We start from the raw sequence: 25,100 nt of genomic DNA on the forward strand, positions 1-25,100 counted from the left end.
CACGTTATGGCAACCGCCTTCTATACGCACCCCGACTGCATGCTGCACGAGATGGGGCAGTGGCATCCGGAATGCCCGGCCCGGCTGTCGGCGATCCAGGATCAGCTGATCGCGAGCCGCATCGACGATCTGATCGTGCACGAAACGGCGCCGTTCGCGAGCGAAGTCGCGCTCGGCCGCGTGCATACGCAGGCGCACATCGACTATCTGCGCGGGTTGACGCCCGTCGACGGCTACGTCGAGATCGACCCCGATACGCTGATGAACCGCGACACGTGGCGCGCCGCATTGCGCGCGGCCGGCGCCGCGGTCGCGGCGACCGACGCGGTGATCGAGGGCCGCTACGCGAACGCGTTCTGCAGCGTGCGTCCGCCCGGCCATCATGCCGAGCCCGCGCGCGCGATGGGCTTCTGCTTCTTCAACAACGTCGCGGTCGCGGCGCGGCACGCGCTCGACGTGCACGGCCTCGAGCGCGTCGCGATCGTCGATTTCGACGTGCATCACGGCAACGGCACCGAGGCCGCGTTCGCGAACGACGCGCGCGTGCTGATGTGCAGCTTCTTCCAGCATCCGCTGTATCCGTTCTCGGGCGTCGATCATCAGGCGCCGAACATGGTGAACCTGCCGATGCCCGCGCGCAGCAACGGAATGGCGATCCGCGAAGCGGTCGACATGTTCTGGCTGCCGCGTCTCGACGCGTTCAAGCCGCAGATGCTGTTCGTATCCGCGGGCTTCGATGCGCATCGCGAGGACGACATCGGCAATCTCGGTCTCGTCGAAGCCGACTTCGAGTGGCTCACCGCACAGATCGTCGACGTTGCGCGCCGGCATGCGCAGGGCCGCATCGTCAGCTGTCTCGAGGGCGGCTACAACCTGTCGGCGCTCGGCCGCAGTGTCGTCGCGCATCTGCGCGTGCTCGCCGGCATCTGACGGCCCGCGCCCGGCGCGCACTCAGCGCGCCGGCACGCGCGCATCTATCCAGCCGATCAGCGCATCGATCACGCGCTCGCGCTCGATGTCGTTCATCGTTTCGTGAAATCCGCCTTCGTATAGCGTCAGCGTGCGGTCGGCCGAGCCGACGCGCGCGCCGAACGTGCGGCTGCCGTCCGGTTCGGTCAGTTTGTCCGCGGTGCCGTGGTAGACGAGCACCGGAACGCGCAGCGCGCTGCGGCCGCGCTCGATGCGCGCCATCGCGTCGAGGATTTCCGCGCCCGTGCGCGCCGGCACGGGGCCGTGATGCACGAGCGGATCCGCGCGATTCGCGGCGACCACGTCCGCGTCGCGCGACAGCAGCGCCGCGTCGATCCGGATCGCCGGGAAGGTCGGCCAGACTCGACTGATCAGGCGGCTAAGCGCGAGCATCCAGCGCGGCACGTCGCGGCCCGGCGCGAGCGCGGGGCTGGACAGCACGAGGCCGGCCAGCGTGCATGCGCGCGCCGGCGCGCGCTCGATCGCGTACAGCGCGGCGATCGCACCGCCCATGCTGTGGCCCATCAGGAACAGCGGCGTCGGCGCGCGCGCGGCTTCGTCCACGAGCGCGTCGGCGTCGTCGAGGTATTCGTCGAAGCGCGCGACCCAGGCGCGCTTGCCGGGCGAGCGGCCGTGGCCGCGCAGGTCGATCGCGAGCAGGTCGATGCCGGCCGCGTTCAGGCGGGCTGCGAGCGGCGCGTAACGGCCCGCGTGTTCGGCAAGGCCGTGCAACAGCGCGACCGTCGCGCGCGGCGGCGCAGCGCGGGCGTCGGCCGGCCAACGGTACGACGCCAGCTCGAGTCCGTCCGCCGTGCGCAGCCGCCCGATGTGCGGCGCGGGCGCCGTGCGTGCGTCGGCCGGCGCCTCGGTCTGCATGGTCGTAACCGTCATCTCGCGTGTCTCCCGTTGGTTCGTCGGCGTGTCGGGATCATAGTCGCGCCGCCGCGTCGGCGCGCTCGCGGCGTTCCTCTAATATCGTGCGGTTATGAAAAGATCGAAATCGATTATTAAGTGGAATGAGACGTTTGCGGTAAAATCGCCGGCTATTCCAGATGCATCGGCGGCCGACTGGCGGGCCTGCTCGCCAGCCGGTCGCCGTTTTGTTTACATGATCGAATTACGCAATCTGTCGCAGCGTTTTCCGGGCCCGAACGGTTGGGTCGAAGCGCTGCACAACGTCAATCTGACGATTCCGCAGGGCGAAGTGTTCGGCATCATCGGCCGAAGCGGTGCCGGCAAGAGCACGCTCGTGCGCACCATCAACCTGCTCACTCGGCCGAGCGAGGGCAACGTGACGGTCGCGGGCCGCGATCTGACGCTGCTGTCGGCGGGCGAACTGCGCGAGGCGCGTCGCCAGATCGGGATGATCTTCCAGCACTTCAATCTGCTGTCGTCGCGCACCGTGTTCGACAACGTCGCGCTGCCGCTCGAGCTCGCGGGCGCAAGCCGCGCCGAAATCGAGGCCGCGGTACTGCCGCTGCTCGAGCTCGTTGGGCTGTCCGCGCAGAAGGACCGCTACCCGGCACAGATCAGCGGCGGCCAGAAACAGCGCGTCGGAATCGCGCGTGCGCTCGCGAGCAAGCCGAAGGTGCTGCTGTCCGACGAAGCGACTTCCGCGCTCGATCCGGAAACGACGCGCTCGATTCTCGACCTGCTCAAGCGGATCAACCGCGAGCTCGGGCTGACGATCGTGCTGATCACGCACCAGATGGAAGTGATCAAGCAGGTCTGCGATCGCGTCGCGGTGCTCGATGCGGGTCGCGTCGTCGAAGAGGGGCGCGTGATCGACGTGTTCCTGCAGCCGCATCACGAAGTCACGCGCGCGCTGATCGGCGACGTGATCGCGCAGGAGCTGCCGCCCGCGCTGAAGGCGCGCGTCGCCGAGCGGCTGAAGACGGGCAGCGGGCATCTGCTGCGCCTCGCGTTCACCGGGTCCGGCGTCGACCAGCCGATCCTGTCGGAGACGATCCGCCGCTACGAACTCGATTTCAATATCCTGCACGGCCAGATCGACGAGATCCAGGGGCAGGCGTTCGGTTCGCTCGCGGTGCTGGCCGGCGGCGAGCCGGGCAAGGTCGGACAGGCGCTCGCGTTCCTGCGCGAGCAAGGTGTGGTGGTCGAGGAGCTTTCGTATGTTGAGTGAGATGTTCGATATGTTCGTGCAGTCGTTCTGGGAGACGCTGATCATGGTCGGCATCTCCGGGGCGGTCGGCGCGCTCGTCGGGCTGCCGCTCGGCGTGCTGCTCTATCTGACCGACCGGCAGGGCGTGCTGCAGAACCTCGCGGTCAATCGCGTGCTCGGCGGTGTCGTCAACGCGGTGCGCTCGACGCCGTTCATCATTCTGCTCGTGGCGGTGATTCCGTTTACGCGGCTCGTCACGGGCTCGTCGATCGGCACGGCCGCGGCGGTCGTGCCGCTGACGCTCGCGGCCGCGCCGTTCATCGCGCGACTCGTCGAGACGGCGCTGCGCGAAGTCGATCGCGGCCTGATCGAAGCTGCGCAGTCGATGGGCGCGACGACGTCGCAGATCGTCTTCAAGGTTTTGCTGCCGGAATCGCTGCCGGGCATCGTCGCCGGGCTGACGATCACGTTCGTGTCGCTGGTCGGCTATTCGGCGATGGCAGGTGCGATCGGCGGCGGCGGCCTCGGCGATCTGGGCATCCGCTATGGCTATCAGCGCTATCTGCCGGAAGTGATGTGGACGGTCGTCGCGATCCTGATCGTGTTCGTGCAGATCGTGCAGTCGTTCGGCGACTGGCTGGTCCGGCGCCTGAGCCACAAGTAAGCGACATTCATTCTCATCGGGGGAGACGATGCAACGACGCTTCATGCTGAAGTTCGCGGCGGCGCTCGGCGCAGCCGCGCTGTTCGCGGGCGCGCAAGCCGCGCAGGCCGAAACCATCAAGGTAGGCGTGACGGGCGGCCCGCACGCGCAGATCATGGAGGTCGTGAAGAAGGTCGCGGCGAAGAGCGGACTCGACGTGCGCATCGTCGAATTCGCCGACTACGTGCAGCCGAACGCGGCGCTCGCGGCCGGCGATCTCGATGCGAACAGCTATCAGCACGATCCGTATCTGCAGGCGCAGGTGAAGGACCGCGGCTACAAGCTGATCAAGGTCGCGGACACCGTCACGTTCCCGATGGGCATTTATTCGAAGCGCGTGAAATCGCTGGCCGAACTGAAGCCCGGCGCGCGCGTCGCGATCCCGAACGATCCGACCAACGGCGGCCGCGCGCTGCTGTTGCTGCAGAAACAGGGCGTGCTGAAGCTGCGGGCGGATGCGGGGCTCAAGGCGACGCCGCTCGACATCGTCGACAATCCGCGCAAGCTGAAGATCGTCGAGCTCGACGCGGCGCAGATTCCGCGTTCGCTCGGCGACGTCGACGCGGCGGCGATCAACACGAACTATGCGATGGAAGCGGGGCTGAAGCCGAAGCAGGACGCGATCGCGATCGAGGGTCCGAACGGCCCGTACGCGAACGTCATCGCGATCCGCGAGCCGGACCGGAACAAGCCGTGGGTCGCGAAGCTGGTCGCGGCCTATCATTCGCCGGAGGTGAAGCAGTTCATCGACGGCAAGTTCGGCGGCGCCGTGATCGCCGCCTGGTGACGCATTGCGTCTCGCGTGCCCGACGGTGATTAGAGTCGCTGATCGAAAACCCGGGCTTTGCGTCCGGGTTTTTTCTCTTTTAAAATAGAACGACCGTTCGCTATTGCCGGCGCGCCGCGGAGGAGCGTTATCCTCGACAGCCGCGATGGATTGGCCCGTTGGCCGCGCAGTCATGGGGCCTCGCTATAGAATGGCCTCTGGTCGTATTCGTAACTTTGGAGCGTGTGCATGAAAATCCTGGTGCCAGTGAAAAGAGTGGTCGATTACAACGTGAAGGTCCGCGTGAAGTCGGACAACACGGGCGTCGACATCGCGAACGTGAAGATGTCGATGAACCCGTTCGACGAAATCGCCGTTGAAGAAGCCGTGCGCCTGAAGGAAGCGGGCGTCGCGACCGAAGTGGTCGCCGTGTCGGTCGGTGTGGCGCAGGCGCAGGAAACGCTGCGCACGGCGCTCGCGATCGGTGCGGATCGCGCGATCCTCGTCGAGTCGAACGACGGCGTCGAGCCGCTGGCCGTCGCGAAGATCCTGAAGGCGCTCGTCGACAAGGAGCAGCCGCAGCTCGTGATCCTCGGCAAGCAGGCGATCGACGACGATTCGAACCAGACCGGCCAGATGCTCGCCGCGCTGGCAGGCCTGCCGCAAGCGACGTTCGCATCGAAGGTGACGATCGCCGACGGCAAGGCGACGGTGGCACGCGAAGTCGACGGCGGCGCGGAAACGCTGTCGCTGACGCTGCCGGCGGTGGTTACCACCGACCTGCGCCTGAACGAGCCGCGCTACGTGACGCTGCCGAACATCATGAAGGCGAAGAAGAAGCCGCTGGAAACGGTGAAGCCGGAAGACCTCGGCGTGGATGTCGCGCCGCGTCTGAAGACGCTGAAGGTGGTCGAGCCGCCGAAGCGCGCGGCCGGCGTGAAGGTGCCGGACGTGAAGACGCTGGTCGAGAAGCTGAAGACCGAAGCCAAGGTGCTGTAAAGGGAGCGGAAAGAAATGACGATTCTGGTAATTGCAGAACACGACAACGCGTCGATCAAGGCCGCGACGCTGAACACGGTGGCGGCGGCGGCAAAGATCGGCGGCGACATTCACGTGCTGGTCGCAGGTCACAACGCGCAGGGCGCAGCCGATGCGGCAGCGAAGATCGCCGGCGTGTCGAAGGTACTGCTGGCCGACGCGCCGCAGCTCGAAGCGGGCCTCGCGGAAAACGTCGAAGCAACGGCGCTGAACATCGCGAAGGACTATTCGCACATCCTCGCGCCGGCGACCGCGTACGGCAAGAACATCGCACCGCGTATCGCCGCGAAGCTCGATGTCGCGCAGATCTCGGACATCACGGCGGTCGATTCGGCCGACACGTTCGAGCGCCCGATCTACGCCGGCAACGCGATTGCGACGGTGCAGTCGAGCGACCCGATCAAGGTGATCACGGTGCGGGCGACGGGTTTCGATCCGGTCGCGGCCGAAGGCGGCAGCGCATCGGTCGAGAAGATCGAAGCGGCGGCCGATGCAGGCGTGTCGCAGTTCGTCAGCCGTGAAGTGACGAAGCTGGACCGTCCGGAGCTGACCAGCGCGAGCATCATCGTGTCGGGCGGTCGTGGCCTGGGCAGCGGCGAGAACTACACGAAGGTGCTGGAGCCGCTGGCTGACAAGCTGTCGGCCGCACTCGGCGCGTCGCGCGCGGCAGTCGATGCCGGCTACGTGCCGAACGATTATCAGGTCGGCCAGACCGGCAAGATCGTCGCGCCGCAGCTGTACATCGCGGTCGGCATCTCGGGCGCGATCCAGCATTTGGCCGGCATGAAGGATTCGAAGGTGATCGTCGCGATCAACAAGGATCCCGAAGCACCGATCTTCAGCGTGGCCGACTACGGTCTCGTCGGCGATCTGTTCACGCTCGTGCCGGAGCTCGTCAGCGAGCTTGGCTGATGCGGCGTGACGCGACGCGGAGATAAGCAGCGTCAAGCAGCGAAACGAGGGGCGCGACGAGCGCCCCTTTTTCGTTTCGGCGGAAAGCGGCGGGACGGAGGCGCGAATGTCCGTCGCGCCGTGCGTCTCGTCCCGTCAACAAAAAAGCGCCCGCAGGGGCGCTTTCTCGTCGCACGGCCGGCCGCTCGCGCGGCCGTCGCCGCTTATGCGTAAGCCGGGCGCGTCTGGCCTGCGACTTCCTTCAGGTAGCGATGTACCGACAGATCGTCCGCCTGGATCGCCGGCTTCTTGCCGGAAATCAGATCGGCGAGCAGCTGGCCGGAGCCGCACGACATCGTCCAGCCGAGCGTGCCGTGGCCCGTGTTCAGGAACAGGTTCGACACCGGCGTGCGGCCGACGATCGGCGTGCCGTCCGGCGTCATCGGGCGCAGGCCCGTCCAGAACGTGGCCTTCGACGTGTCGCCGCCGCCCGGGAACAGATCGTTCACGCACATTTCGAGCGTCTCGCGGCGTGCCGCGCGCAGCGTCTTGTCGAAGCCGACGATTTCCGCCATCCCGCCGACGCGGATGCGCTGGTCGAAACGCGTGATCGCGATCTTGTAGGTTTCGTCGAGCACCGTCGACACCGGCGCGGCCGCTTCATCGACGATCGGCGCAGTGATCGAATAGCCCTTCAGCGGATAGACCGGGATCTTCATCAGGTTCGCGACGAAATTCGTCGAGTACGAGCCGAGCGCGACGACGTACGCGTCGGCGCGCACCGTCTCGCTGCCGCACTGCACGCCCGCGATCTTGCCGCCCGCGATCGCCAGCCCGTCGATCGGCGTGTTGTAGCGGAATTTCACGCCGAGCGATTCGGCCAGCGCCGCGAGGCGCGTCGTGAACAGCTGGCAGTCGCCCGTTTCGTCACCCGGCAGACGCAGGCCGCCGGTGAGCTTGTGCGAGACGGCCGCGAGCGCCGGTTCCGCGTTCTTCAGCTCGGCCGGCGAGAGCAGTTCGAACGGCACGTTCGCTTCCCGCAGCACCGCGATGTCCTTCGCCGCGCCATCGAGTTGCTGCTGCGTGCGGAACAGCTGCAGCGTGCCGCCCGTGCGGCCCTCGTACTGGATGCCGGTGTCGGCGCGCAGCGCCTGCAGGCAGTCGCGGCTGTACTCGGCAAGGCGCACCATACGGCTCTTGTTGACCGCATAGCGCTCGGCCGTGCAGTTGCGCAGCATCTGCCACATCCACTGGAGCTGGAAGCGCGTGCCGTCGAGGCGGATCGCGAGCGGCGCATGCTTTTCGAACATCCACTTGACGGCCTTCAGCGGCACGCCGGGCGCGGCCCACGGCGCCGCATAGCCGGGCGAGATCTGGCCGGCATTCGCGAAGCTCGTCTCGAGCGCCGGGCCGGCTTCCCGGTCGATCACCGTGACCTCATGACCGGCGCGCGCGAGGTAATACGCGCTTGCCACGCCCACCACACCGCTGCCCAGAATGACGACTCGCATAGCTGCTCCACATCGAAGAAATCAGCTCGAGGCCGGGCGCACCTGCGTCTCCGTGTAACCTCTGACTGATCTAGTTTTTTGCGCTATGGTATTGTCGAATCTGTAGGTTTTGTTATCGTATTTTTCAGGTTTTCAGCATAAACCAATGAGAACGCAACGCCAGCCAGTACGCACGCTCGACAAGCTCGACCGCCGCATCCTGAAACTGCTGCAGGAGGATGGCCGGATGGCGATGAAGGACCTCGCCGAGCAGGTCGGGCTGACCGTCACGCCGTGCATCGAGCGCGTGCGCCGCATGGAGCGCGACGGCGTGATCACGGGCTATCACGCGCGCGTCGATCCCGCGCAGCTCGGCGCGGCGCTGCTGGTGTTCGTCGAGATCACGCTCGGCCACAAGGGCGGCAACATGTTCGAGCAGTTCCGCCGCGAAGTCATGAAGATCGACGAGGTGCTCGAATGCCACCTCGTGTCGGGCGACTTCGACTATCTGATCAAGGCGCGCATCGGGGAGATGGCCGACTACCGGAAACTGCTCGGCGACATCCTGCTGCAGCTGCCGGGCGCCGTGCAGTCGAAGAGCTACGTCGTGATGGAAGAGATCAAGGAAACGCTGACGATTTCGGTTGGCGACTGAGAGCGCGTGGGTGCCGTCCGACCCGGCCATCCGACCCCTTATCGCGCACTTGGCAGCCTTCACCCGATACTGTATAAATATCCAGTATTGGGTGAAGGCGAATGGGTGCGCAGATGGACGATCGGTCCGACAATGAATTTCCGATAGCGCCGCCGGTGCCCCTCAAGGGGCGCGGCGCCGTCGACAATCTGCAGGGGCGGTACGAGAGCGCGTTGCGCGAGGCCGTCGACGATGGCTGGGCGCACGTGTCGGACGATGCCGATCTGCCCGCGCCGTTGCGCACGCAGGTGTTCGAGGAGCGCGCGAAGAGCATTTTGACGCGCAATCAATCGCCCGACATCCCGTTCAGCGTGTCGCTCAATCCGTATCGCGGCTGCGAACATGGCTGCATTTACTGTTTCGCGCGGCCGACGCACAGCTATCTGGGGCTGTCGCCGGGGCTGGACTTCGAGAGCCGCATCTACGCGAAGATCAACGCGGCGGAACTGCTCGAACGCGAGATTTCGCGCAAGTCCTATGTGCCCGAGCCCATCGCGCTCGGCGTGAACACCGATGCCTACCAGCCGGTCGAGCGCGACTTGCGGATCACGCGCAGCGTGATCGAGGTGATGCACGATCGCGGGCTGCCGTTTGCGGCGATCACGAAATCGTCGCTGATCGAGCGCGATCTCGATCTGCTCGCGCCGATGGCCGAACGTGGGCAGGTGATGGCCGCGGTCACGATCACGACGCTCGATGCGGATCTGGCGCGCACGCTCGAGCCGCGCGCGGCCACGCCGGCGCGCCGGCTGCGCACGATTCGCGCGCTGCGTGACGCGGGCGTGCCGGTCGGCGTGAGCATCGCACCGCTGATTCCGTTCGTCACCGAGCCCGATCTCGAACGTGTGCTCGAAGCGTGCGCGGAAGCCGGCGCGACGCACGCGAGCTACATCATTCTGCGGCTGCCCTGGGAGGTCGCACCGCTGTTCAAGAGCTGGCTGGCCGCACATTTTCCCGATCGGGCGGACCGCGTGATGAATCGCGTGCGCGACATGCGCGGCGGAAAGGACTATGACTCCGATTTCGCGAAGCGGATGAAGGGCGAGGGCATCTGGGCCGACCTGCTGCGACAGCGGTTTCGGCAGGCGGTGAAGCGGCTCGGGCTGAACGAACGCCGGCACGGCATTCTCGATCTCTCGCAGTTTCGTGCGGCACCGGCGAGCGTGGCGGCCGCGCCGCGCGCTACGCGCAGGGCGCCCGCCCAGCCGGTGCGCGACGACGTGCAGATGAGCCTGTTCTGATCGGTGTGCGACGCGGTCGGCGCCCGCACACCGGCGCTCATTGCGAAATCTGCTTCGCCGCTTCGACCTGCGCTTCGAAATACGTCTGGAACGACAGCGCGAGCGCAGTCATCAGCAGGAACGCGCCGATCAGCAGCGAAAAGATCACGACGAAGATCACGGTCCAGCCCGAGCGGCTATGTTTGCCGGTTCCGGCGTTGAATTGCGCGTCCCATTTCTCGTCCGGCCGCAGTCCGTAGACGAGCGCGGCGAGGAACGCGGCCAGCAGCGAGATCGCGCCCGGCACCGCGAGCCACCAGCCGAGCGTCGCGCTGCGCTGCGTCGCCGCGAGCAGCAGGAAGCCGGGGATGCCGACGAGCGTCGCGAGTATGTGCGCCCAGCCGAAGACGTCGCGAAAGCCGTACAGATAGAAGCGGTGGGCGCCGAGCGAACCGAACAGGAAGGCGAGGGCGGCGGTGAGCGTCTTGGAGCGGAAGCGGCGGGACGAAGCGGTGCTGCTGGACATGGATGGCGGCGTATTGTCGTTGGCATGGGCAGCCGGCAGGCCGGCGCGGGCGCACGGCCCGGCACGCATTCTACGATGCCCGGTCGGGGCCGGTCATCCGCACGCTGCGTCAAGGTGCCGCATACGTGATCCGGTAGATCGCGCCTGCGTAATCGTCGCTGACGAGTAGCGAACCGTCGGGCAGCGGCAGCACGTCGGCGGGGCGGCCCCAAACGCTGCCGTCCGGTCGCAGCCAGCCTGTGACGAACGGCGTCTGCCGAGCGTGGCTGCCGTCCGCGGAGACGATCGCGCGCATGATGCGGTAGCCGACCTTCGCGCTGCGGTTCCACGACCCGTGCTCGGCGATGAAGACGTTGTTGCGGTACGACGCCGGAAACATCGGGCCCGTATAGAAGCGCATCCCGAGCGCGGCCACGTGTGCGCCGAGCTTCAGCACGGGCGGCACGTAGCGGCGGCAAACGTCGGCGCTGCCGAATTCGGGGTCGGGCGTATCGCCGCCATGGCAGTAGGGGAAGCCGAAGTCGAGCCCGGCGCGTGGCGCGCGGTTCAGCTTGTCGTCCGGCACGTCGTCGCCCATCAGGTCCCGCCCGTTGTCGGTAAACCAGAGCTCGCCCGTATCCGGATGCCATGCGAAGCCGACCGTATTGCGTATGCCGCGCGCGAACACGTCGCGGCCGCTGCCGTCGGCGTTCATCCGCTCGATGATCGCGTAGCGGTTGCGGTCCGCGAGGCAGACGTTGCACGGCGCGCCGGTCGGCACGTAGAGCTTGCCGTCGGGACCGAACGCAATGAATTTCCAGTCGTGATGATGCTGGGTGGGCAGCGTGTCGGTGACCACGGCCGGCGCGGGCGGCTTCGCGAGCCGGTCGTCGATGCCGTCGATGCGTAGAATGCGCGACACGGCGGAGATATAGAGTGTGCCGTCGCGGTACGCGACGCCGACCGGCATGTCGAGCCCGGACGCGATCACGTAGTGTGCGCCAATCCGGCCGCCCTGCATCGTGAACGCATGCACGCGGCCTTCGCGGGTGCCGACGTACAACACACCGCGCGGCGACCACGCCATTTCGCGCGCGCTCGGCACCGCGTCGGTAAGTACCTCGACATGGAAGCCGGGCGGCACGACGAGTTCGTCGACGGGCAGCCGCGCCGCGGCGCTCGCGGCTGCGGCCGAGCAGGCAAGGGCGGCGAGCAACGTGGCGAGGCGGCGCGGCGTGCGGCACGTCGGAAGGGCGCGAAAGAGCGGCATGGCGGCGCGGGGGCGGTCGCTGACACGACGATTGTATGCCGCGCCCGCAGGCCGTCCGCGGATTTTTTGCGCGTAAGTGTTTGTTGTACCTCCGGTTTCCGGCTATAATCGCGTGTTTCAGTAGTTTCGAACCCGGTTTTCCCGAAGGATTTCATATGGTTATCATCCGTCTGGCTCGCGGCGGCTCGAAGAAGCGCCCGTTCTACAACATCGTTGCTACCGATTCGCGCAACCGTCGTGACGGCCGCTTCATCGAGCGCGTCGGCTTCTACAACCCGGTCGCGACGAAGGGCGAAGCGCTGCGTATCGCTCAGGATCGTCTGACGTACTGGCAAGGCGTGGGCGCGCAACTGTCGCCGACCGTCCAGCGTCTCGTGAAGGAAGCGCAAAAGGCGCAGCCGGCTGCCTGACATGGCGCGGTGTGCCGGTCGTGCCGGCTGTGAGGTGTATTGATGTCGGATCACGATTCCGGTAATGCAAGGCGCGGGCGGGCGTCGTTCGGCGCATTCGTCCGCAAGCCGGTCGAGCGCGGTGCGCCCGCAGGCGCGGCTGCCGAACAGGGCGGCCTCGACGCGGTGCAGGCGCTTCCCGACGATGCGGTCGAGGTCGGCGCGGTAGTCGACGCGTACGGCCTGAAGGGCTGGGTCAAGGTAGCGACTCATGCCGACGCCGGCCGCGGTGGCGATGCGCTGCTCAGCGCGCGTCGCTGGTGGCTGGAAAAGGGTACGCAGCGGTTTTCCGCGCGTATCGTGCAGTCCAAGACGCACGGCGACACGGTCGTCGCGCAACCTGCGGGCGTAGGCGACCGCGATGCCGCGCTGGCTCTGCGCGGCTTTCGTGTGTTCGTGCGCCGGGAAGATTTCCCGGCATTGGCCGCGGACGAATTCTATTGGGTCGACCTGATCGGCCTCGACGTCGTCAACGAGCAGTCGGCGACGCTCGGCAAGGTGGTCGGGATGATCGACAACGGCGCGCATTCGATCATGCGTGTCGAGTATCCGTCGGTCGGCAAGGATGGCCGCCCGGCGGCTGCCGAGCGGCTGATCCCGTTCGTCGGCGTGTATGTCAAAACGGTAGACCAGGCGGCGCGTCGCATCGTCGTCGACTGGGAAGCCGATTACTGAAATGAACCAGGTCACGGAGCGCGCGGTGCAGTTCGATGTCGTCACGCTCTTTCCCGAAATGTTCCGCGCGCTGACCGACTGGGGTATCACCAGCCGGGCCGTGAAGCAGGGGCGCTTCGGGCTGCGTACCTGGAACCCGCGTGATTTCACGACGGACAACTACCGCACGGTCGACGATCGTCCGTACGGCGGCGGTCCGGGCATGGTGATGCTGGCCAGGCCGCTCGAGGCCGCGATCGGCGCCGCGAAGGCTGCGCAGGCGGAGCAGGGCATCGCGAGCACGCGTGTCGTGATGATGTCGCCGCAGGGCGCGCCGCTCACGCACGAACGTGTGACGCGAATGGCGCAGGAGCCCGGCGTCGTCGTGCTGTGTGGCCGTTACGAGGCGATCGATCAACGGCTGCTCGACCGCTGCGTCGACGAGGAAATCAGTCTCGGCGATTTCGTGCTGTCGGGCGGCGAACTGCCGGCGATGGCGATGATGGACGCAGTCGTGCGACTGCTGCCGGGCGTGCTCAACGATGCGCAGTCGGCCGTGCAGGACAGCTTCGTCGACGGCCTGCTCGATTGTCCGCACTACACGCGTCCCGAGGAGTACGAGGGCATGCGCGTGCCGGACGTGCTGCTCGGCGGGCATCATGCCGAAATCGAGCGGTGGCGGCGCCAGGAAGCATTGAGAAACACATGGCGGAAGCGGCCGGACCTGATCGTCCGGGCGCGCCGCGAGAAGTTGCTGAGCCGTGCCGACGAGGCATGGCTTGCGAACCTCGCACGCGAAGCGAAGGACGCCTCCTGAGGCGGCATCGCGGGCGGGAAATGGCGGTGCCGTACATGCGTGTGCGGTGCCTGATGTGAATCCATCCTCTATCGGGGCCAGGCCTGGAAGCAGGCGGGCGCAAACGCCGACACGATGGCTTTAGGAGTCAGTGATGAATCTGATCGCAAAACTTGAGCAGGAAGAAATCGAGCGCGCGCTCGCAGGCAAGACGATCCCCGAATTCGCCCCGGGCGACACGGTGATCGTGAACGTGAACGTGGTTGAAGGTAACCGCAAGCGCGTTCAGGCTTACGAAGGCGTCGTGATCGCGAAGCGCAACCGTGGTCTGAACTCGTCGTTCATCGTCCGCAAGATTTCGTCGGGCGAAGGCGTCGAGCGTACGTTCCAGACGTACTCGCCGCTGCTGGCGAGCATCGTCGTGAAGCGCCGCGGCGACGTGCGTCGTGCGAAGCTGTACTACCTGCGCGAGCGTTCGGGCAAGTCGGCTCGAATCAAGGAAAAGCTGGTGTCGAAGGATCGCGCTGCAGCAGCATCCCAAGAGTAAGAGCTGTAAGGAAAAAGCACCCACCCGGGTGCTTTTTTCATTCTGGCGCGACAATATGCTCGATACGACACGAACTCGAGAGCGCCATTGAATCGCCGTCCGATCATCGATCCCGAAGTATTGCCCGTCGAAGGTACCGGCGCTGGCCTGCCGCCGATTCAGCCGCCGCTGCTGACGCCGGCCGGCCTGCGCGAGCGCTTTGCCCGTACGCTCGAATGGAGCGTCGAGCCCGTCGAGGCGCGGCTGCAGGAAGGCGTCGATCCGCGCAGCGCCGCGGTGCTCGTGCCGCTCGTCGCGCGCGACACGGGCCTGACCGTGCTGCTGACGCAGCGCGCCGATCACCTGAACGACCACGCCGGCCAAATCAGCTTCCCCGGCGGTCGCCGCGAGCCGTACGATCGCGATGCGACGGCCACTGCGCTGCGCGAGGCGAAGGAAGAGATCGGCCTCGCGCACGAGCGCGTCGAGATCCTCGGCGCACTGCCCGACTACCTGACGGGCACCGGCTTCTGCGTCACGCCGGTGGTCGGCCTCGTGCATCCGCCGTTCACCGTGCAGGCCGACACGTTCGAAGTCGCCGAGATCTTCGAGGTGCCGCTCGCGTTTCTGATGAATCCCGCCAATCACCAAGTGCGCGTGTTCCGCTGGGACGGCGGAGAACGTCGTTTTTTTGCGATGCCTTATCCGAACGGCGAGGCGGGCGGCCATTACTTCATCTGGGGCGCAACTGCGGGCATGTTGCGCAATCTGTATCGCTTCTTGGCCGCCGGCTGACACGGCGCACCGCGTCGCGCGTGCGGCCGCGCGCGCTGCGGCGGCGCCAGAAGCCATCCGTGGCTTACGCTGTGCTATCGTTACGCCAAAAATGACATAACTCCGAAGACGGCGCCACGCATGACTTTCTTCTCGGTTCTTCTCGCCCTCATCATCGAACAGGTCCGCGCGTTGTCGCCGAGCAATCCGGTGTTCGCGCTGTTCCAGTTTCACGCGGAAACCGTTGCGCATGGGCTCGACGCCGGCAAACAGAAGCACGGCATCCTCGCGTGGCTCGCGGTCGTGCTGCCGTGGGTGCTGGTCGTCGCACTGATCTACTTCCTGCTGTACAAGGTGAGCTTCGTGCTCGCGTTCCTGTGGAACGTCGCCGTCGTGTATTTCACGCTCGGCTTCCGTCAGTTCAGCCACTACTTCACCGACATCCATCTCGCGCTCAACAACGACGACGTGCCGCGCGCGCGCGAAATCCTGCACGAGTGGACGGGCATCGATACCGTCGACATGCCGGTCGGCGAAATCGTCCGTCATACGCTGATCCATGCGGTCGTCGCGTCGCATCGTCACGTGTTCGGCGTGTTCTTCTGGTACGTGCTGCCGATCGGCCCGGCCGGCGCGGTGCTGTACCGGATCTCCGAATATCTCGCGCGCAGCTGGGCGACGCCCGGGGAGGACCGCACGGCCGAATTTTCTACGTTCGCGCAGCGCGCGTTCTTCGTGATCGACTGGATTCCGTCGCGGCTCACCGCACTCGGTTTCGCGATCGTCGGCAACTTCGAGGATGCGATCTACGCCTGGCGCAACCATACGCGCCAGTGGCCCGATCCGAACGACGGCGTGCTGCTCGCCGCGGGCAGCGGCGCGCTCGGCGCGCGGCTCGCGGGGCCGCTCGCCGAGCCGTCGAGCCTCGATGCGCTGGCGGTCGGCGACAGCGGTCCGCTGTCGGTCGGCGACGATTGCACGCCGCGCACGCTGCAATCGGCCGTCGGCCTCGTATGGCGCGCGGTGATCCTGTGGATGATTCTGCTGCTGATGCTGACGCTGGCGGTATGGGTATCGTGACGCGTTCGTCGCGTCGTGCATGTGCGAAAGGCCGGCTGGATGCCGGCCTTTGTGCTTTTGCCGTGATGCCGATCAGTCGTCGCGCGGATCGCGCACGGTGCCGCAATGCCAGCACGCGGTGAACTGCGCTTCGAGCGCCTCGCCGCACTGCCTGCATCGCCATGGCGCCGCGCCGGCCGCCGGGCCGCGCGACGCGGCGTCGAGCAGCCGGCGCGCGAGCGCGTCGTCGCGTTCGTCGTCGAGCCATAGCTCGGGCGCGCACGCGTCGACCGGAATGCCGCCGAGTGCGCCGGTCGCATAGCGGTTGTGCAGCTCGCAGCCGATCCCGGCCGCCTCGAGGACGTTCGCCCAGTGCTGTGCGGTGGCGAGATCGGGCGCCTTGAAACGCATCGCGGCTCCTCGGATGGCGAGAAAGGGTAGCGCGCCGGCCGCATGCGGTCGGCGTGATGCCGTCAACGCACGACCTGGCTCGCCTCGTGAACGAGCTGCGCGTACAGCGCATGCCGTGATGGCGCGATGCGACCGTCGGCGACGGCTTCGAGGATCGCGCAGCCCGGCTCGTGCAGATGATGGCAATTATAGAAACGGCAGTGTGCGAGCAGCGGACGGAATTCCGGAAACGCGCGTTCGAGTCGGCCTTCGGTCAGATGGTAGAGGCCGAACTCCTGGAAACCGGGCGAATCGATCAGCGCGCCGCCGCCCGGCAGCGGATAGAGGCGCGTGAACGTCGTCGTGTGGCGACCGCTGTTCAGCGCAGCGGAGATTTCGCGCGTCGCGGCTTCGGCTTCCGGCACGAGCAGATTGACGAGCGTCGATTTGCCCATCCCCGACTGACCGAGCAGGATCGTCGAACGGCCGGCCAGATGCGGCATCAGTTGTGCGCGCGCGTCGTCCGGCGCGCCTTTCACCGACAGCTCGAGCACCTCATAGCCGAGCGCGCGGTACGGTGCGAGCCGCTCGCGCGCGACGGGCAGCGCGGCCTCGACGTCGATCTTGTTCAGCACGACGATCGGCTTGAGCTCATTGGCCTCGGCCGCGATCAGCGCGCGCCCGAGCAGATCCTCGCTGAAGTACGGTTCGGTCGCGAGCACGATCAGCAACTGGTCGAGGTTCGCGGCGAACAGCTTCGACTTGAACTGATCGGACCGATACAGCAGGTTGCGCCGCTCGCCGATCTCGACGATCACGCCCTGATCGGCCGACGTGCGTTCGTAGACGACGCGATCGCCGACCGCGACGTCGCTCTTCTTGCCGCGCGGAAAGCACTGGAGCATTGGGCCGCCGTCGTCGGGCGCGACGATGTAGTGGCGGCCGTGCGCCGCGATCACGCGGCCCTCGACACGTTCGGCGCCCGATGCGCGCGCGGCCGGCTTGCGGGAGGTCGGCCGGCTCATGCTTGCTGCAGCAGACGGTCGATCCGCTGCGACGCGGGCGGATGCGAGTAGTAGAAGGCCGTGTAGACGGGGTCGGGCGTCAGCGTCGACGCGTTGTCCTCGTACAGCTTCACGAGCGCGCTGACAAGGTCCTGCGCGTCGGTCTGGCTGGCCGCGAACGCGTCGGCTTCGAACTCGTGCTTGCGCGACGTGAGGCTGCCGAACGGCGTCGCGAAGAACAGGAACACGGGAATCGCGAGGAAGAACAGCACGAGCGCGACGCCTGCATTGCTCGAATCGAGCGACGGGATCACGCCGAGCCCTGTGTAAAACCACGTGCGCTGCGCGAGCCAGCCGAGCAGCGCGAGCAGCGCAAGGCTCAGCACGAACGACACGAGCATGCGCTTCATCACATGGCGCCGCTTGAAATGGCCGAGTTCGTGCGCGAGCACCGCCTCGATTTCCTGGCCGGACAGCCGCGCCAACAGCGTATCGAAGAACACGATCCGCTTCGATGCGCCGAAGCCCGTGAAGTAGGCGTTGCCGTGCGCGGAGCGGCGGCTGCCGTCCATCACGAACAGGCCTTTCGCGGCGAAACCGCAGCGCTTCATCAGCGATTCGATCCGCGCACGCAGCGCTTCGTCGGTCAGCGGCTCGAACTTGTTGAAGAGCGGCGCGATGAAGGTCGGATAGATCAGCAGCACGAGCATCTGGAACGCGACCCAGACGAGCCACGCCCACAGCCACCACAGGCTGCCGGCCTGGTTCATCAGCCAGAGCACGACGAACAGCAGCGGCAGCCCGAGTACGGCGCCGAGCAGCGTGTTCTTCAGCATGTCGGTGAAGAACAGCCGCTTCGTCATCCGGTTGAAGCCGAAGCGCTGCTCGATCCCGAACTGGCGGTAATACTCGAACGGCACGTCGATCGCGCCGGTGATCGCGAGCACGACGGCGACGAGCGCGACCTGCTGGCCGTAGCCGCGCCCGAACCAGCCGGTCAGCAGCGTGTCGAGCGCGCCGACGCCGCCGAGCAGCGTGAGCGCGACTAGCACGCCCGCGCTGACGACGATCTCGAGCATCGTCAGGCGCGTGCGCTCGACCGTATAGTCGGCCGCGCGCTGGTGCGCGCCGAGCGGCACCTTGGCGGCGAACTGCGCGGGCACGCGATCGCGATGCGCGGCGACGAAGCGGATTTGCCGCGACGCGAGCCACAGTTTGGTGACGACCATCGCGAGCACGGCGCACGCGAACAGCAGGGTGAACGAAAAGGGTGACATCGAAGGCGCCAAAGGGTTCTATGCGAGAATTATATGTTCTTGCGGACGGCGCCCGCAGAGGCGAGGCCGGCCGTCCGGACGGCGCCGCGCGCCGTCCGCCATTTTCCAGGATGACTCATGACCGATACCGCCGCTTCCGCCAGCCAGCCCGCACTCGTGCGCAACGAGTTGAATCTCGTCTGGCTCGACATGGAGATGACGGGCCTCGACCCGGATAACGACCGCATCATCGAGATCGCGGTCGTCGTGACCAACTCCACGCTCGAGATCGCCGTCGAAGGTCCCGTGTTCGCGATCCACCAGAGCGACGAAACGCTCGCGAAGATGGACGACTGGAACAAGTCGACGCACGGCCGCTCGGGTCTGATCGACCGCGTGCGCGCATCGACCGTGACCGAAGCGGAGGCCGCCGCGCAGCTGCAGGCCTTCCTCGCGCAATACGTGCCGCCCGGCAAGTCGCCGATGTGCGGCAACTCGATCTGCCAGGACCGCCGCTTCATGGCGCGCTGGATGCCGGAGCTCGAGCGCTTCTTCCACTACCGGAACCTCGACGTCAGCACACTCAAGGAGCTCTGCCGCCGCTGGCAGCCGGCGATCTACAAGGGGTTCCAGAAGCGTGCGATGCATACGGCGCTGGCCGACATCCACGAATCGATCGACGAGCTCAAGTACTATCGCCAGCACTTCCTGATTCCGGCGGCTTCCGCAGCCTCCGCAGCCGCATCGGCGGGCGAGTCGGCGCCGGCCGCCTGAGCGGCCCGGCACGCGCTCAGCGCGGCGCGCGCTGCGCGCTTTTCGGCCGAAACGCCGCGACCACCGCGGCGTCGGTCTCGATGTACGGCCCGCCGATCAGGTCGATGCAGTAGGGCACCGCGGCAAAGATGCCGGGCACGGTCGACTTGCCGTCGGCATCGCGCAGCCCTTCGAGCGTTTCGCGGATCGACTTCGGCTGCCCCGGCAGGTTGATGATCAGCGCCGCGTGGTCGGCCGTTTCGCGGATCACCGCGACCTGCCGCGACAGGATCGCGGTCGGCACGAAGTTCAGGCTGATCTGCCGCATCTGTTCGCCGAATCCCGGCATTTCCTTCGTGGCCACCGCCAGCGTCGCCTCGGGCGTCACGTCGCGACGCGCGGGGCCCGTGCCGCCCGTCGTCAACACGAGATCGCAGCGCGCGACGTCGACGAGCTCGACGAGCGTCGCGGAGATCGTCGCCGTGTCGTCCTGGATCAGCCGCGTGTGCGCGCGCCACGGCGAGGTCAGCGCGGTGCCGAGCCATGCCTGCAGCGCCGGAATGCCCTGGTCTTCGTAGACGCCGGTGCTGGCGCGGTCGCTGATCGACACGAGGCCGACCACGAGCTCGTCGGGATGATTACGCTGCGTCGTCATCGTCGTCTCCGGCTTCGTCGGACGCCGTATCGTCGGTGTTGGGCGTGCCGCTCGCGGTCTTGATCCACTGGAACAGCTCGCGGAAGTAGCGCGGCGGCTTGCCGAGCTGCGCTTCCTTGCGCGCGTTGCGGATCAGCGTGCGGCCTTCCTGCACGTCGGCGTCCGGATACTGGCGAATGAATTCGGTCAGCGCCGCGTCGTCGGCGAGCAGCCGCTCGCGCGTGCGCTCGATCCAGTGCAGCCGCGCGGTCGCGGCCTTGTTCACGCCGCGCTGCGCGTCGAGTGCGGTGCGCAGCGCAGCCGTTTCGTCGTCGGTCAGCGAGCGCATCACGCGGCCGACGTATTGCAGCTGGCGGCGCTTGCCTTCGTGGTCGGTGATCCGGCGTGCCTCGAACACGGCCTCCGCGAGATCGTCGGGCATCGGCATGCGCTTGAGCGCGTCTTTCGGCAGGTCGACGAGCGCCTGGCCAAGTTCCTGCAGCGCGTGCATTTCGCGCTTCAACTGGGATTTGCTGGGGCGATCGTAGCCGTTGTCGACGTCGTCGTCGGCATGCTCGATCGGCTGGATTCGGGTTTTGCGGTTCATGGGCGGCATTGTATCGCGGCGCGCATGCGCCCAGCTTGTCGGTATCCGGCCGCGGACCTTGCTATGATCGCGGGATACGCAACATTTTGACCATGCGGGCGGCCTGCCCGCCACCGGATATCACGACGATGGCAGCCAATCTCGACGTACAAGCGCGCTATTTCCCGCACACGCAGGATCAGCTCAAAGAAATCGCCTCGGACATTCTTCGCCATGCGAAGGCGCTCGGCGCGACGGACGCGGCGACCGAAATCTCCGAAGGCGACGGCCTGTCCGTCTCGGTGCGCCGCGGCGAGGTCGAGACGATCGAGCACAATCGCGACAAGATGGTCGGCGTGACGGTGTTCATCGGCAAGAAGCGCGGCAACGCGAGCACGTCCGATTTCTCGCCGGCCGCCATCAAGGATACGGTCGCAGCGGCCTACAACATCGCGCGCTTCACGGCCGAGGACGACGCGGCCGGCCTCGCCGAAGCCGAACTGCTCGAGACCGATCCGCGCGATCTCGATCTCTATCACCCGTGGGCGCTGTCGGCCGACGAAGCCGTCGACATCGCGCGCCGCGCGGAAGACGCCGCGTTCGCGGTCAGCCCGCAGATCCGCAATTCGGAAGGCGCGAGCGTGTCCGCGCAGCATTCGCAGTTCGTGCTCGCCACGTCGCGCGGCTTCCTCGGCGGCTATCCGTACTCGCGTCACTACATCGCGTGCGCGCCGATCGCGGGCAGCGGCCGTCACATGCAGCGCGACGACTGGTACACGTCGAAGCGCAGCGCGGCCGATCTCGCCGCGCCGGAAGCGGTGGGCCGCTATGCCGCGGAGCGTGCGCTCGCGCGCATGGGCGCGCGTCGCCTCGACACGCGCAAGGTGCCCGTGCTGTTCGAAGCACCGCTCGCGGCCGGTCTGCTCGGCGCGTTCGTGCAGGCAGTGAGCGGCGGCGCGCTGTACCGGAAGACGTCGTTCCTCGTCGACAGCCTCGGCAAGCCGGTGTTCGCGCCGCACGTGCAGATCGTCGAGGATCCACACGTGCCGCGCGCGATGGGTAGCGCGCCGTTCGACGAAGAGGGCGTGCGCACGCGCTCGCGCAGCGTCGTGAAGGACGGCGTCGTCGAAGGCTATTTCCTGTCGACGTATTCGGCGCGCAAGCTCGGCACGCAGACCACCGGCAACGCCGGCGGCTCGCACAACCTCGCTTTGCGCAGCTCGAACACGCAGCCGGGCGACGATTTCGACGCAATGCTGAAGAAGCTCGGCACGGGCCTGCTGCTGACCGAACTGATGGGGCAGGGCGTGAACTACGTGACCGGCGATTATTCGCGCGGCGCGGCGGGCTTCTGGGTCGAGAACGGCGTGATCCAGTATCCGGTCGAGGAGATTACCGTCGCAAGCACGCTGCAGGAAATGTTCCGGCACATCGTCGCGATCGGCGCGGATTCGATCGTGCGCGGCACGAAGGAAACCGGCTCGGTGCTGATCGAGCAGATGACGATCGCCGGCCAGTAAGCACGGCACTGCGCCGCGTCGGCGGCGCGCTTGGACGAAAAAAAACCGATCGGCGCGAGCCGGTCGTTTTTTTTTCATGGGGCGGTACGTATCAGCCGCGCTTGCGTGCGTAGACGACGAATGCGTAACCGAACGTGTTCGGCGCGGCAGCCTGATGCGCATCGCGCGACACTTCCTGCCACTGTGCGGGATCGGGCGCCGGAAACGATGCGTCGCCTTCGAAGTCGGCATCGATCTCGGTGACGATCAGCTTATCCGCCTGGGCGAGGCCTTCCGCATACAGTTGCGCGCCGCCGATCAGGAATGCTTCCGCGGCACCGTCGCGCGCGGCGAGCGCGAGCGCATCGGCAAGCGACGTGACGGTGTCGCAGCCGTCGAAGCGGCGCGACGCGTCGCGCGTGACGACGATGTTGCGGCGGCCCGGCAGCGGACGGCCGATCGACTCGTGCGTCTTGCGCCCCATCACGATCGGCGCGCCCATCGTCGTGCGCTTGAAGAACGCGAGGTCTTCAGGAAGTTTCCAGGGCAGCTGGTTGTCGCGGCCGATGATGCCGTTGCGGGCGCGCGCGACGATCAAGGTCAACGTCGTCATGAAGGTCGGAGAGAGGAAGAACCGGAATGGCGCCGATTCTACCGGAACGGGCGCGCCTCCTCGCGGCGCGCTGCGCCTGCGTGCAGACAAAAAAATGCCCGCCGGGGGACGGGCTCGAAACCGTTGCATCGCACGAGGTGGCGATGTCGATCGATCGTGTTGCCGATACCGTACAGACGATCGATACGCGATCCTGATCGACTGTCGTGCGATCGGCGCGGACGTTTCATTGATGCACGTTGGTTTCCGCGCCTTCGTGCATCGCGTGCTGGACATCGGACGGCTGCGGCGCGGGCAGCGGCGTCGGCAACGGCGCGGGCGGCCCGATTTCATCCCAAAGCGTCACCGACATCTTGCCGGCCGGCACCGGCCGCGGCGCCGACACCGCGATGATCCCCGCGCCTTCGTGCGTCCGCATGCCGGGCGCCGCGTCGCGTAGCCAGGTGTCGCGTGCGGCGCGCGCGCTTTCGTCTGCGTGCGCGGGTGCGAACGCATACGCGGCGGCAATCGCGAGCGGAATGAAAGAATGTAAAAGGCGTTTTTGCATGGCCGCTCTCCCTGTTATTCGCTATTCAGCGAAATGCATGCCATCGCGGCGAGAGCGTTGTCGCGACGGGCATGCGCGTACGCGTGTCGCGAACGACGCGGGAAGAAGCGCAAAAAATGTTTCAGTCGTGAAACGACAGGGCTCCGGAATACTGCGGATTCAATCGCTGCGCATCCGGGACGACAATCGGCGCGTGTGTCGATGTCGAACGCTTCGCTGCGCCCGCGCTATGTGCAGATGATTGATCGATCGAAATCCTGAGCAGTCGGCCGGATCGACACATGCGCCGACACGGCTTCATGTCGTTCGACGGCTGTCACGGAGACCATCCGACAACAACAATCTGGACGCCAGACAAGCGCCATTATGCGAGGCCTGCTGTTGCCGCGCATCGGGCCGGGCCCGATTCGAATTTTTCGCACGTGACGTGCGTGCGCGGCAATCGTTACACGGTGGACGAACGGGGTGAGCATATGGGAGCCGAGCAGCGGCATGTGATCTATTATTCGCGCGAGCCGGACGACGCATTGCGCGGCCATTTCGACGACTGCGGCTGGCGCGTCGATCTCGCGGAGACCGTACGCGACGTACGGCGCGTCGTGCAGCAGGGCGTCGCCACCGCGGGATTCCTCGATTTCTCGCCAGGCTTCAAGCCCGCGGAGCTGCGCGAGCTGGAGTCGTGCCTGAGCATCCAGCACGTCGGCTGGATCGCGGCAACGTGTCGCGGCCAGTTGCAGGACCCGATGCTGCGGCATGTGATCCGCGATTACTGTTTCGACTATGTGACGATGCCGTACGAGACAGCGCGCATCGTGGAAACGGTCGGGCATGCGCACGGCATGATTGCACTGAGCGATCCGGTCGCGTCCGGCGGGCGCGGCGAAGGCGAGATGGTCGGCACGTGCGACGCGATGCTCGCGTTGTTCAAGACGATCCGGCGCGTCGCGATGACCGACGCGCCGGTTTTCATTTCCGGCGAATCGGGTACCGGCAAGGAGCTCACGGCCGTCGCGATTCATGAGCGCTCGGCGCGTGCGCACGCGCCGTTCGTCGCGATCAATTGCGGCGCGATTCCGGCGACGCTGCTGCAGGCCGAGCTGTTCGGCTACGAGCGCGGCGCATTCACGGGCGCGAATCAGCGCAAGATCGGGCGTGTCGAAGCCGCGAACGGCGGCACGCTGTTTCTCGACGAGATCGGCGATCTGCCGCTCGAGAGCCAGGCGAGCCTGCTGCGCTTCCTGCAGGAAGGGAAGATCGAACGACTCGGCGCGCATGCGTCGGTGCCGGTCGACGTGCGCGTGATCTGCGCGACGCACGTCGACATGGAGGCAGCGCTGCGCGAAGGCCGGTTCCGCGAGGATCTATTTCATCGTCTCTGCGTGCTGAAGATCGAGGAACCGCCGCTGCGGGCGCGGGGCCGCGATATCGAGGTGCTTGCGCGCCACATGCTCGAGCGTTTCAAGGGCGACGCGCATCGCCGTCTGCGCGGGTTCTCGCCCGATGCGGTCGCCGCGCTGTACGGCTATGCGTGGCCCGGCAACGTGCGCGAGCTGATCAATCGCGTGCGGCGCGCGATCGTGATGTCGGAAGGTCGGACGATCACCGCGGCCGATCTCGAGCTGAACGACTATGCGGCGCTCGCGCCGGTGTCGCTCGTCGAGGCGCGCGAAGCGGCCGAGCGGCAGGCGATCGAGCAGGCGCTGCTGCGGCATCGCGGCCGTTTCGCGGACGCCGCGCGCGAACTGGGGGTGTCGCGCGTGACGCTGTATCGGCTGATGTGTGCACACGGGATGCGCGACCGCGGCGACACGCTCGCGCCGTTTTCGCCGCCGCCGCCGGAGCTTCCTCGCCACGCTTGCTAAAATCTGCGGGTACGGCCGCCCTCGCGGCCG

At 66.7% G+C, this 25,100-nt stretch carries 29 protein-coding genes; 18 read left to right on the forward strand and 11 right to left on the reverse strand.

Annotated elements, in window-relative coordinates; genetic code table 11:
- Window positions 1-6 precede the first annotated feature (6 nt).
- Window positions 7-930, forward strand: coding sequence for a histone deacetylase family protein (locus tag NP80_RS18140; protein ID WP_006410075.1), 924 nt, complete (start codon window positions 7-9; stop codon window positions 928-930).
- Between the two features lie 21 nt (window positions 931-951).
- Here NP80_RS18140 and NP80_RS18145 read toward each other — a convergent pair whose 3' ends face one another.
- Window positions 952-1,860, reverse strand: a complete 909-nt coding sequence (locus tag NP80_RS18145) for an alpha/beta hydrolase (RefSeq protein WP_006400714.1) — start codon at window positions 1,858-1,860, stop codon at window positions 952-954.
- Window positions 1,861-2,077: 217 nt separating this feature from the next.
- Between NP80_RS18145 and NP80_RS18150 the strand changes: the two genes are divergently transcribed.
- The 5 genes from NP80_RS18150 to NP80_RS18170 all read left to right on the forward strand — a co-directional run bounded on the left by NP80_RS18150 (window position 2,078) and on the right by NP80_RS18170 (window position 6,510).
- Window positions 2,078-3,112 carry a methionine ABC transporter ATP-binding protein gene (locus NP80_RS18150; protein ID WP_006414351.1) on the forward strand — a complete coding sequence of 345 codons (1,035 nt, stop codon included), beginning with the start codon at window positions 2,078-2,080 and terminating at the stop codon, window positions 3,110-3,112.
- The gene (locus tag NP80_RS18155; RefSeq protein WP_006400712.1) at window positions 3,102-3,755 is read left to right on the forward strand and encodes a methionine ABC transporter permease; all 654 of its coding nucleotides are present in this window, start codon (window positions 3,102-3,104) and stop codon (window positions 3,753-3,755) included. Before NP80_RS18150 ends, NP80_RS18155 begins: the two co-directional genes overlap by 11 nt.
- Window positions 3,756-3,783: 28 nt before the next feature.
- On the forward strand, window positions 3,784-4,581 hold the full coding sequence (locus tag NP80_RS18160; protein WP_006411864.1) for a MetQ/NlpA family ABC transporter substrate-binding protein: 798 nt from the start codon (window positions 3,784-3,786) through the stop codon (window positions 4,579-4,581).
- Window positions 4,582-4,809: 228 nt separating this feature from the next.
- Entirely contained in the window at window positions 4,810-5,559 is a 750-nt protein-coding gene (locus NP80_RS18165; protein WP_012213833.1) for an electron transfer flavoprotein subunit beta/FixA family protein, read from the forward strand.
- A gap of 15 nt (window positions 5,560-5,574) precedes the next feature.
- Window positions 5,575-6,510, forward strand: a complete 936-nt coding sequence (locus NP80_RS18170) for an electron transfer flavoprotein subunit alpha/FixB family protein (protein WP_006400708.1) — start codon at window positions 5,575-5,577, stop codon at window positions 6,508-6,510.
- Window positions 6,511-6,713: 203 nt separating this feature from the next.
- Here NP80_RS18170 and NP80_RS18175 read toward each other — a convergent pair whose 3' ends face one another.
- Window positions 6,714-8,000 carry a D-amino acid dehydrogenase gene (locus tag NP80_RS18175; RefSeq protein WP_006406234.1) on the reverse strand — a complete coding sequence of 429 codons (1,287 nt, stop codon included), beginning with the start codon at window positions 7,998-8,000 and terminating at the stop codon, window positions 6,714-6,716.
- A gap of 145 nt (window positions 8,001-8,145) precedes the next feature.
- Here NP80_RS18175 and NP80_RS18180 point away from each other — a divergent pair, with 145 nt between their 5' ends.
- Together NP80_RS18180 and NP80_RS18185 are read left to right on the forward strand one after the other, a co-directional pair.
- Entirely contained in the window at window positions 8,146-8,634 is a 489-nt protein-coding gene (locus NP80_RS18180; protein ID WP_006400706.1) for a winged helix-turn-helix transcriptional regulator, read from the forward strand.
- Window positions 8,635-8,735: 101 nt separating this feature from the next.
- The gene (locus tag NP80_RS18185) at window positions 8,736-9,914 is read left to right on the forward strand and encodes a PA0069 family radical SAM protein (RefSeq protein WP_006400705.1); all 1,179 of its coding nucleotides are present in this window, start codon (window positions 8,736-8,738) and stop codon (window positions 9,912-9,914) included.
- A 37-nt stretch (window positions 9,915-9,951) separates the two neighbouring features.
- Here NP80_RS18185 and NP80_RS18190 read toward each other — a convergent pair whose 3' ends face one another.
- A complete protein-coding gene (locus NP80_RS18190) occupies window positions 9,952-10,419 on the reverse strand; it encodes an NINE protein (protein WP_006400704.1) in 468 nt (155 codons plus the stop codon).
- Window positions 10,420-10,528: 109 nt separating this feature from the next.
- A complete protein-coding gene (locus NP80_RS18195) occupies window positions 10,529-11,668 on the reverse strand; it encodes a PQQ-dependent sugar dehydrogenase (RefSeq protein ID WP_006411865.1) in 1,140 nt (379 codons plus the stop codon).
- Window positions 11,669-11,823: 155 nt separating this feature from the next.
- On the opposite strand from NP80_RS18195, the gene rpsP reads away from it, so the two are divergent.
- The 6 genes from rpsP to NP80_RS18225 all read left to right on the forward strand — a co-directional run bounded on the left by rpsP (window position 11,824) and on the right by NP80_RS18225 (window position 15,947).
- Window positions 11,824-12,078 (forward strand): 30S ribosomal protein S16, encoded by a 255-nt coding sequence (gene rpsP / locus NP80_RS18200; protein WP_006400702.1) that lies wholly within the window; start codon window positions 11,824-11,826, stop codon window positions 12,076-12,078.
- A gap of 42 nt (window positions 12,079-12,120) precedes the next feature.
- Window positions 12,121-12,792 carry a ribosome maturation factor RimM gene (gene rimM / locus NP80_RS18205; RefSeq protein ID WP_006406230.1) on the forward strand — a complete coding sequence of 224 codons (672 nt, stop codon included), beginning with the start codon at window positions 12,121-12,123 and terminating at the stop codon, window positions 12,790-12,792.
- A gap of 1 nt (window position 12,793) precedes the next feature.
- Window positions 12,794-13,588: a tRNA (guanosine(37)-N1)-methyltransferase TrmD gene (gene trmD, locus NP80_RS18210; RefSeq protein WP_006400700.1), complete on the forward strand. Its 795-nt coding sequence runs from the start codon at window positions 12,794-12,796 to the stop codon at window positions 13,586-13,588.
- A gap of 133 nt (window positions 13,589-13,721) precedes the next feature.
- Entirely contained in the window at window positions 13,722-14,114 is a 393-nt protein-coding gene (gene rplS, locus NP80_RS18215; RefSeq protein WP_006400699.1) for a 50S ribosomal protein L19, read from the forward strand.
- 87 nt (window positions 14,115-14,201) lie between these two features.
- Window positions 14,202-14,888 carry a CoA pyrophosphatase gene (locus NP80_RS18220; protein WP_006400698.1) on the forward strand — a complete coding sequence of 229 codons (687 nt, stop codon included), beginning with the start codon at window positions 14,202-14,204 and terminating at the stop codon, window positions 14,886-14,888.
- Window positions 14,889-15,008: 120 nt separating this feature from the next.
- Window positions 15,009-15,947, forward strand: coding sequence for a CobD/CbiB family protein (locus tag NP80_RS18225; protein WP_006406229.1), 939 nt, complete (start codon window positions 15,009-15,011; stop codon window positions 15,945-15,947).
- Between the two features lie 72 nt (window positions 15,948-16,019).
- On the opposite strand, the gene NP80_RS18230 is transcribed toward NP80_RS18225, so the two are convergent.
- The 3 genes from NP80_RS18230 to NP80_RS18240 all read right to left on the reverse strand — a co-directional run bounded on the left by NP80_RS18230 (window position 16,020) and on the right by NP80_RS18240 (window position 18,597).
- Entirely contained in the window at window positions 16,020-16,337 is a 318-nt protein-coding gene (locus tag NP80_RS18230; RefSeq protein ID WP_006400696.1) for a putative signal transducing protein, read from the reverse strand.
- Window positions 16,338-16,399: 62 nt separating this feature from the next.
- Window positions 16,400-17,341: a ribosome small subunit-dependent GTPase A gene (gene rsgA / locus NP80_RS18235; RefSeq protein ID WP_006400695.1), complete on the reverse strand. Its 942-nt coding sequence runs from the start codon at window positions 17,339-17,341 to the stop codon at window positions 16,400-16,402.
- Window positions 17,338-18,597 carry a M48 family metallopeptidase gene (locus NP80_RS18240; protein ID WP_006406228.1) on the reverse strand — a complete coding sequence of 420 codons (1,260 nt, stop codon included), beginning with the start codon at window positions 18,595-18,597 and terminating at the stop codon, window positions 17,338-17,340. The genes rsgA and NP80_RS18240 overlap by 4 nt, the downstream gene beginning before the upstream one ends.
- A 117-nt stretch (window positions 18,598-18,714) precedes the next feature.
- Here NP80_RS18240 and orn point away from each other — a divergent pair, with 117 nt between their 5' ends.
- Window positions 18,715-19,350: an oligoribonuclease gene (gene orn / locus NP80_RS18245; protein ID WP_006406227.1), complete on the forward strand. Its 636-nt coding sequence runs from the start codon at window positions 18,715-18,717 to the stop codon at window positions 19,348-19,350.
- Between the two features lie 16 nt (window positions 19,351-19,366).
- Here orn and mog read toward each other — a convergent pair whose 3' ends face one another.
- Together mog and yjgA are read right to left on the reverse strand one after the other, a co-directional pair.
- Window positions 19,367-19,984, reverse strand: a complete 618-nt coding sequence (gene mog / locus NP80_RS18250) for a molybdopterin adenylyltransferase (protein ID WP_006406226.1) — start codon at window positions 19,982-19,984, stop codon at window positions 19,367-19,369.
- A complete protein-coding gene (yjgA, locus tag NP80_RS18255) occupies window positions 19,968-20,570 on the reverse strand; it encodes a ribosome biogenesis factor YjgA (RefSeq protein WP_006411867.1) in 603 nt (200 codons plus the stop codon). Before yjgA ends, mog begins: the two co-directional genes overlap by 17 nt.
- Window positions 20,571-20,698: 128 nt before the next feature.
- On the opposite strand from yjgA, the gene pmbA reads away from it, so the two are divergent.
- Window positions 20,699-22,069 carry a metalloprotease PmbA gene (gene pmbA, locus NP80_RS18260; RefSeq protein WP_006406224.1) on the forward strand — a complete coding sequence of 457 codons (1,371 nt, stop codon included), beginning with the start codon at window positions 20,699-20,701 and terminating at the stop codon, window positions 22,067-22,069.
- 91 nt (window positions 22,070-22,160) lie between these two features.
- Here pmbA and NP80_RS18265 read toward each other — a convergent pair whose 3' ends face one another.
- Window positions 22,161-22,661 (reverse strand): dihydrofolate reductase, encoded by a 501-nt coding sequence (locus NP80_RS18265; RefSeq protein ID WP_006400688.1) that lies wholly within the window; start codon window positions 22,659-22,661, stop codon window positions 22,161-22,163.
- 26 nt (window positions 22,662-22,687) lie between these two features.
- Between NP80_RS18265 and NP80_RS31445 the strand changes: the two genes are divergently transcribed.
- The gene (locus NP80_RS31445) at window positions 22,688-22,858 is read left to right on the forward strand and encodes a hypothetical protein (RefSeq protein ID WP_006400687.1); all 171 of its coding nucleotides are present in this window, start codon (window positions 22,688-22,690) and stop codon (window positions 22,856-22,858) included.
- A gap of 29 nt (window positions 22,859-22,887) precedes the next feature.
- Here NP80_RS31445 and NP80_RS18270 read toward each other — a convergent pair whose 3' ends face one another.
- Window positions 22,888-23,208, reverse strand: a complete 321-nt coding sequence (locus tag NP80_RS18270; RefSeq protein WP_006406223.1) for a hypothetical protein — start codon at window positions 23,206-23,208, stop codon at window positions 22,888-22,890.
- A gap of 473 nt (window positions 23,209-23,681) precedes the next feature.
- Here NP80_RS18270 and NP80_RS18275 point away from each other — a divergent pair, with 473 nt between their 5' ends.
- Window positions 23,682-25,070, forward strand: a complete 1,389-nt coding sequence (locus tag NP80_RS18275; protein WP_006411866.1) for a sigma-54 dependent transcriptional regulator — start codon at window positions 23,682-23,684, stop codon at window positions 25,068-25,070.
- Window positions 25,071-25,100 lie beyond the last annotated feature (30 nt).

This window comes from Burkholderia multivorans ATCC BAA-247, from assembly GCF_000959525.1.
Taxonomy (GTDB): domain Bacteria; phylum Pseudomonadota; class Gammaproteobacteria; order Burkholderiales; family Burkholderiaceae; genus Burkholderia; species Burkholderia multivorans.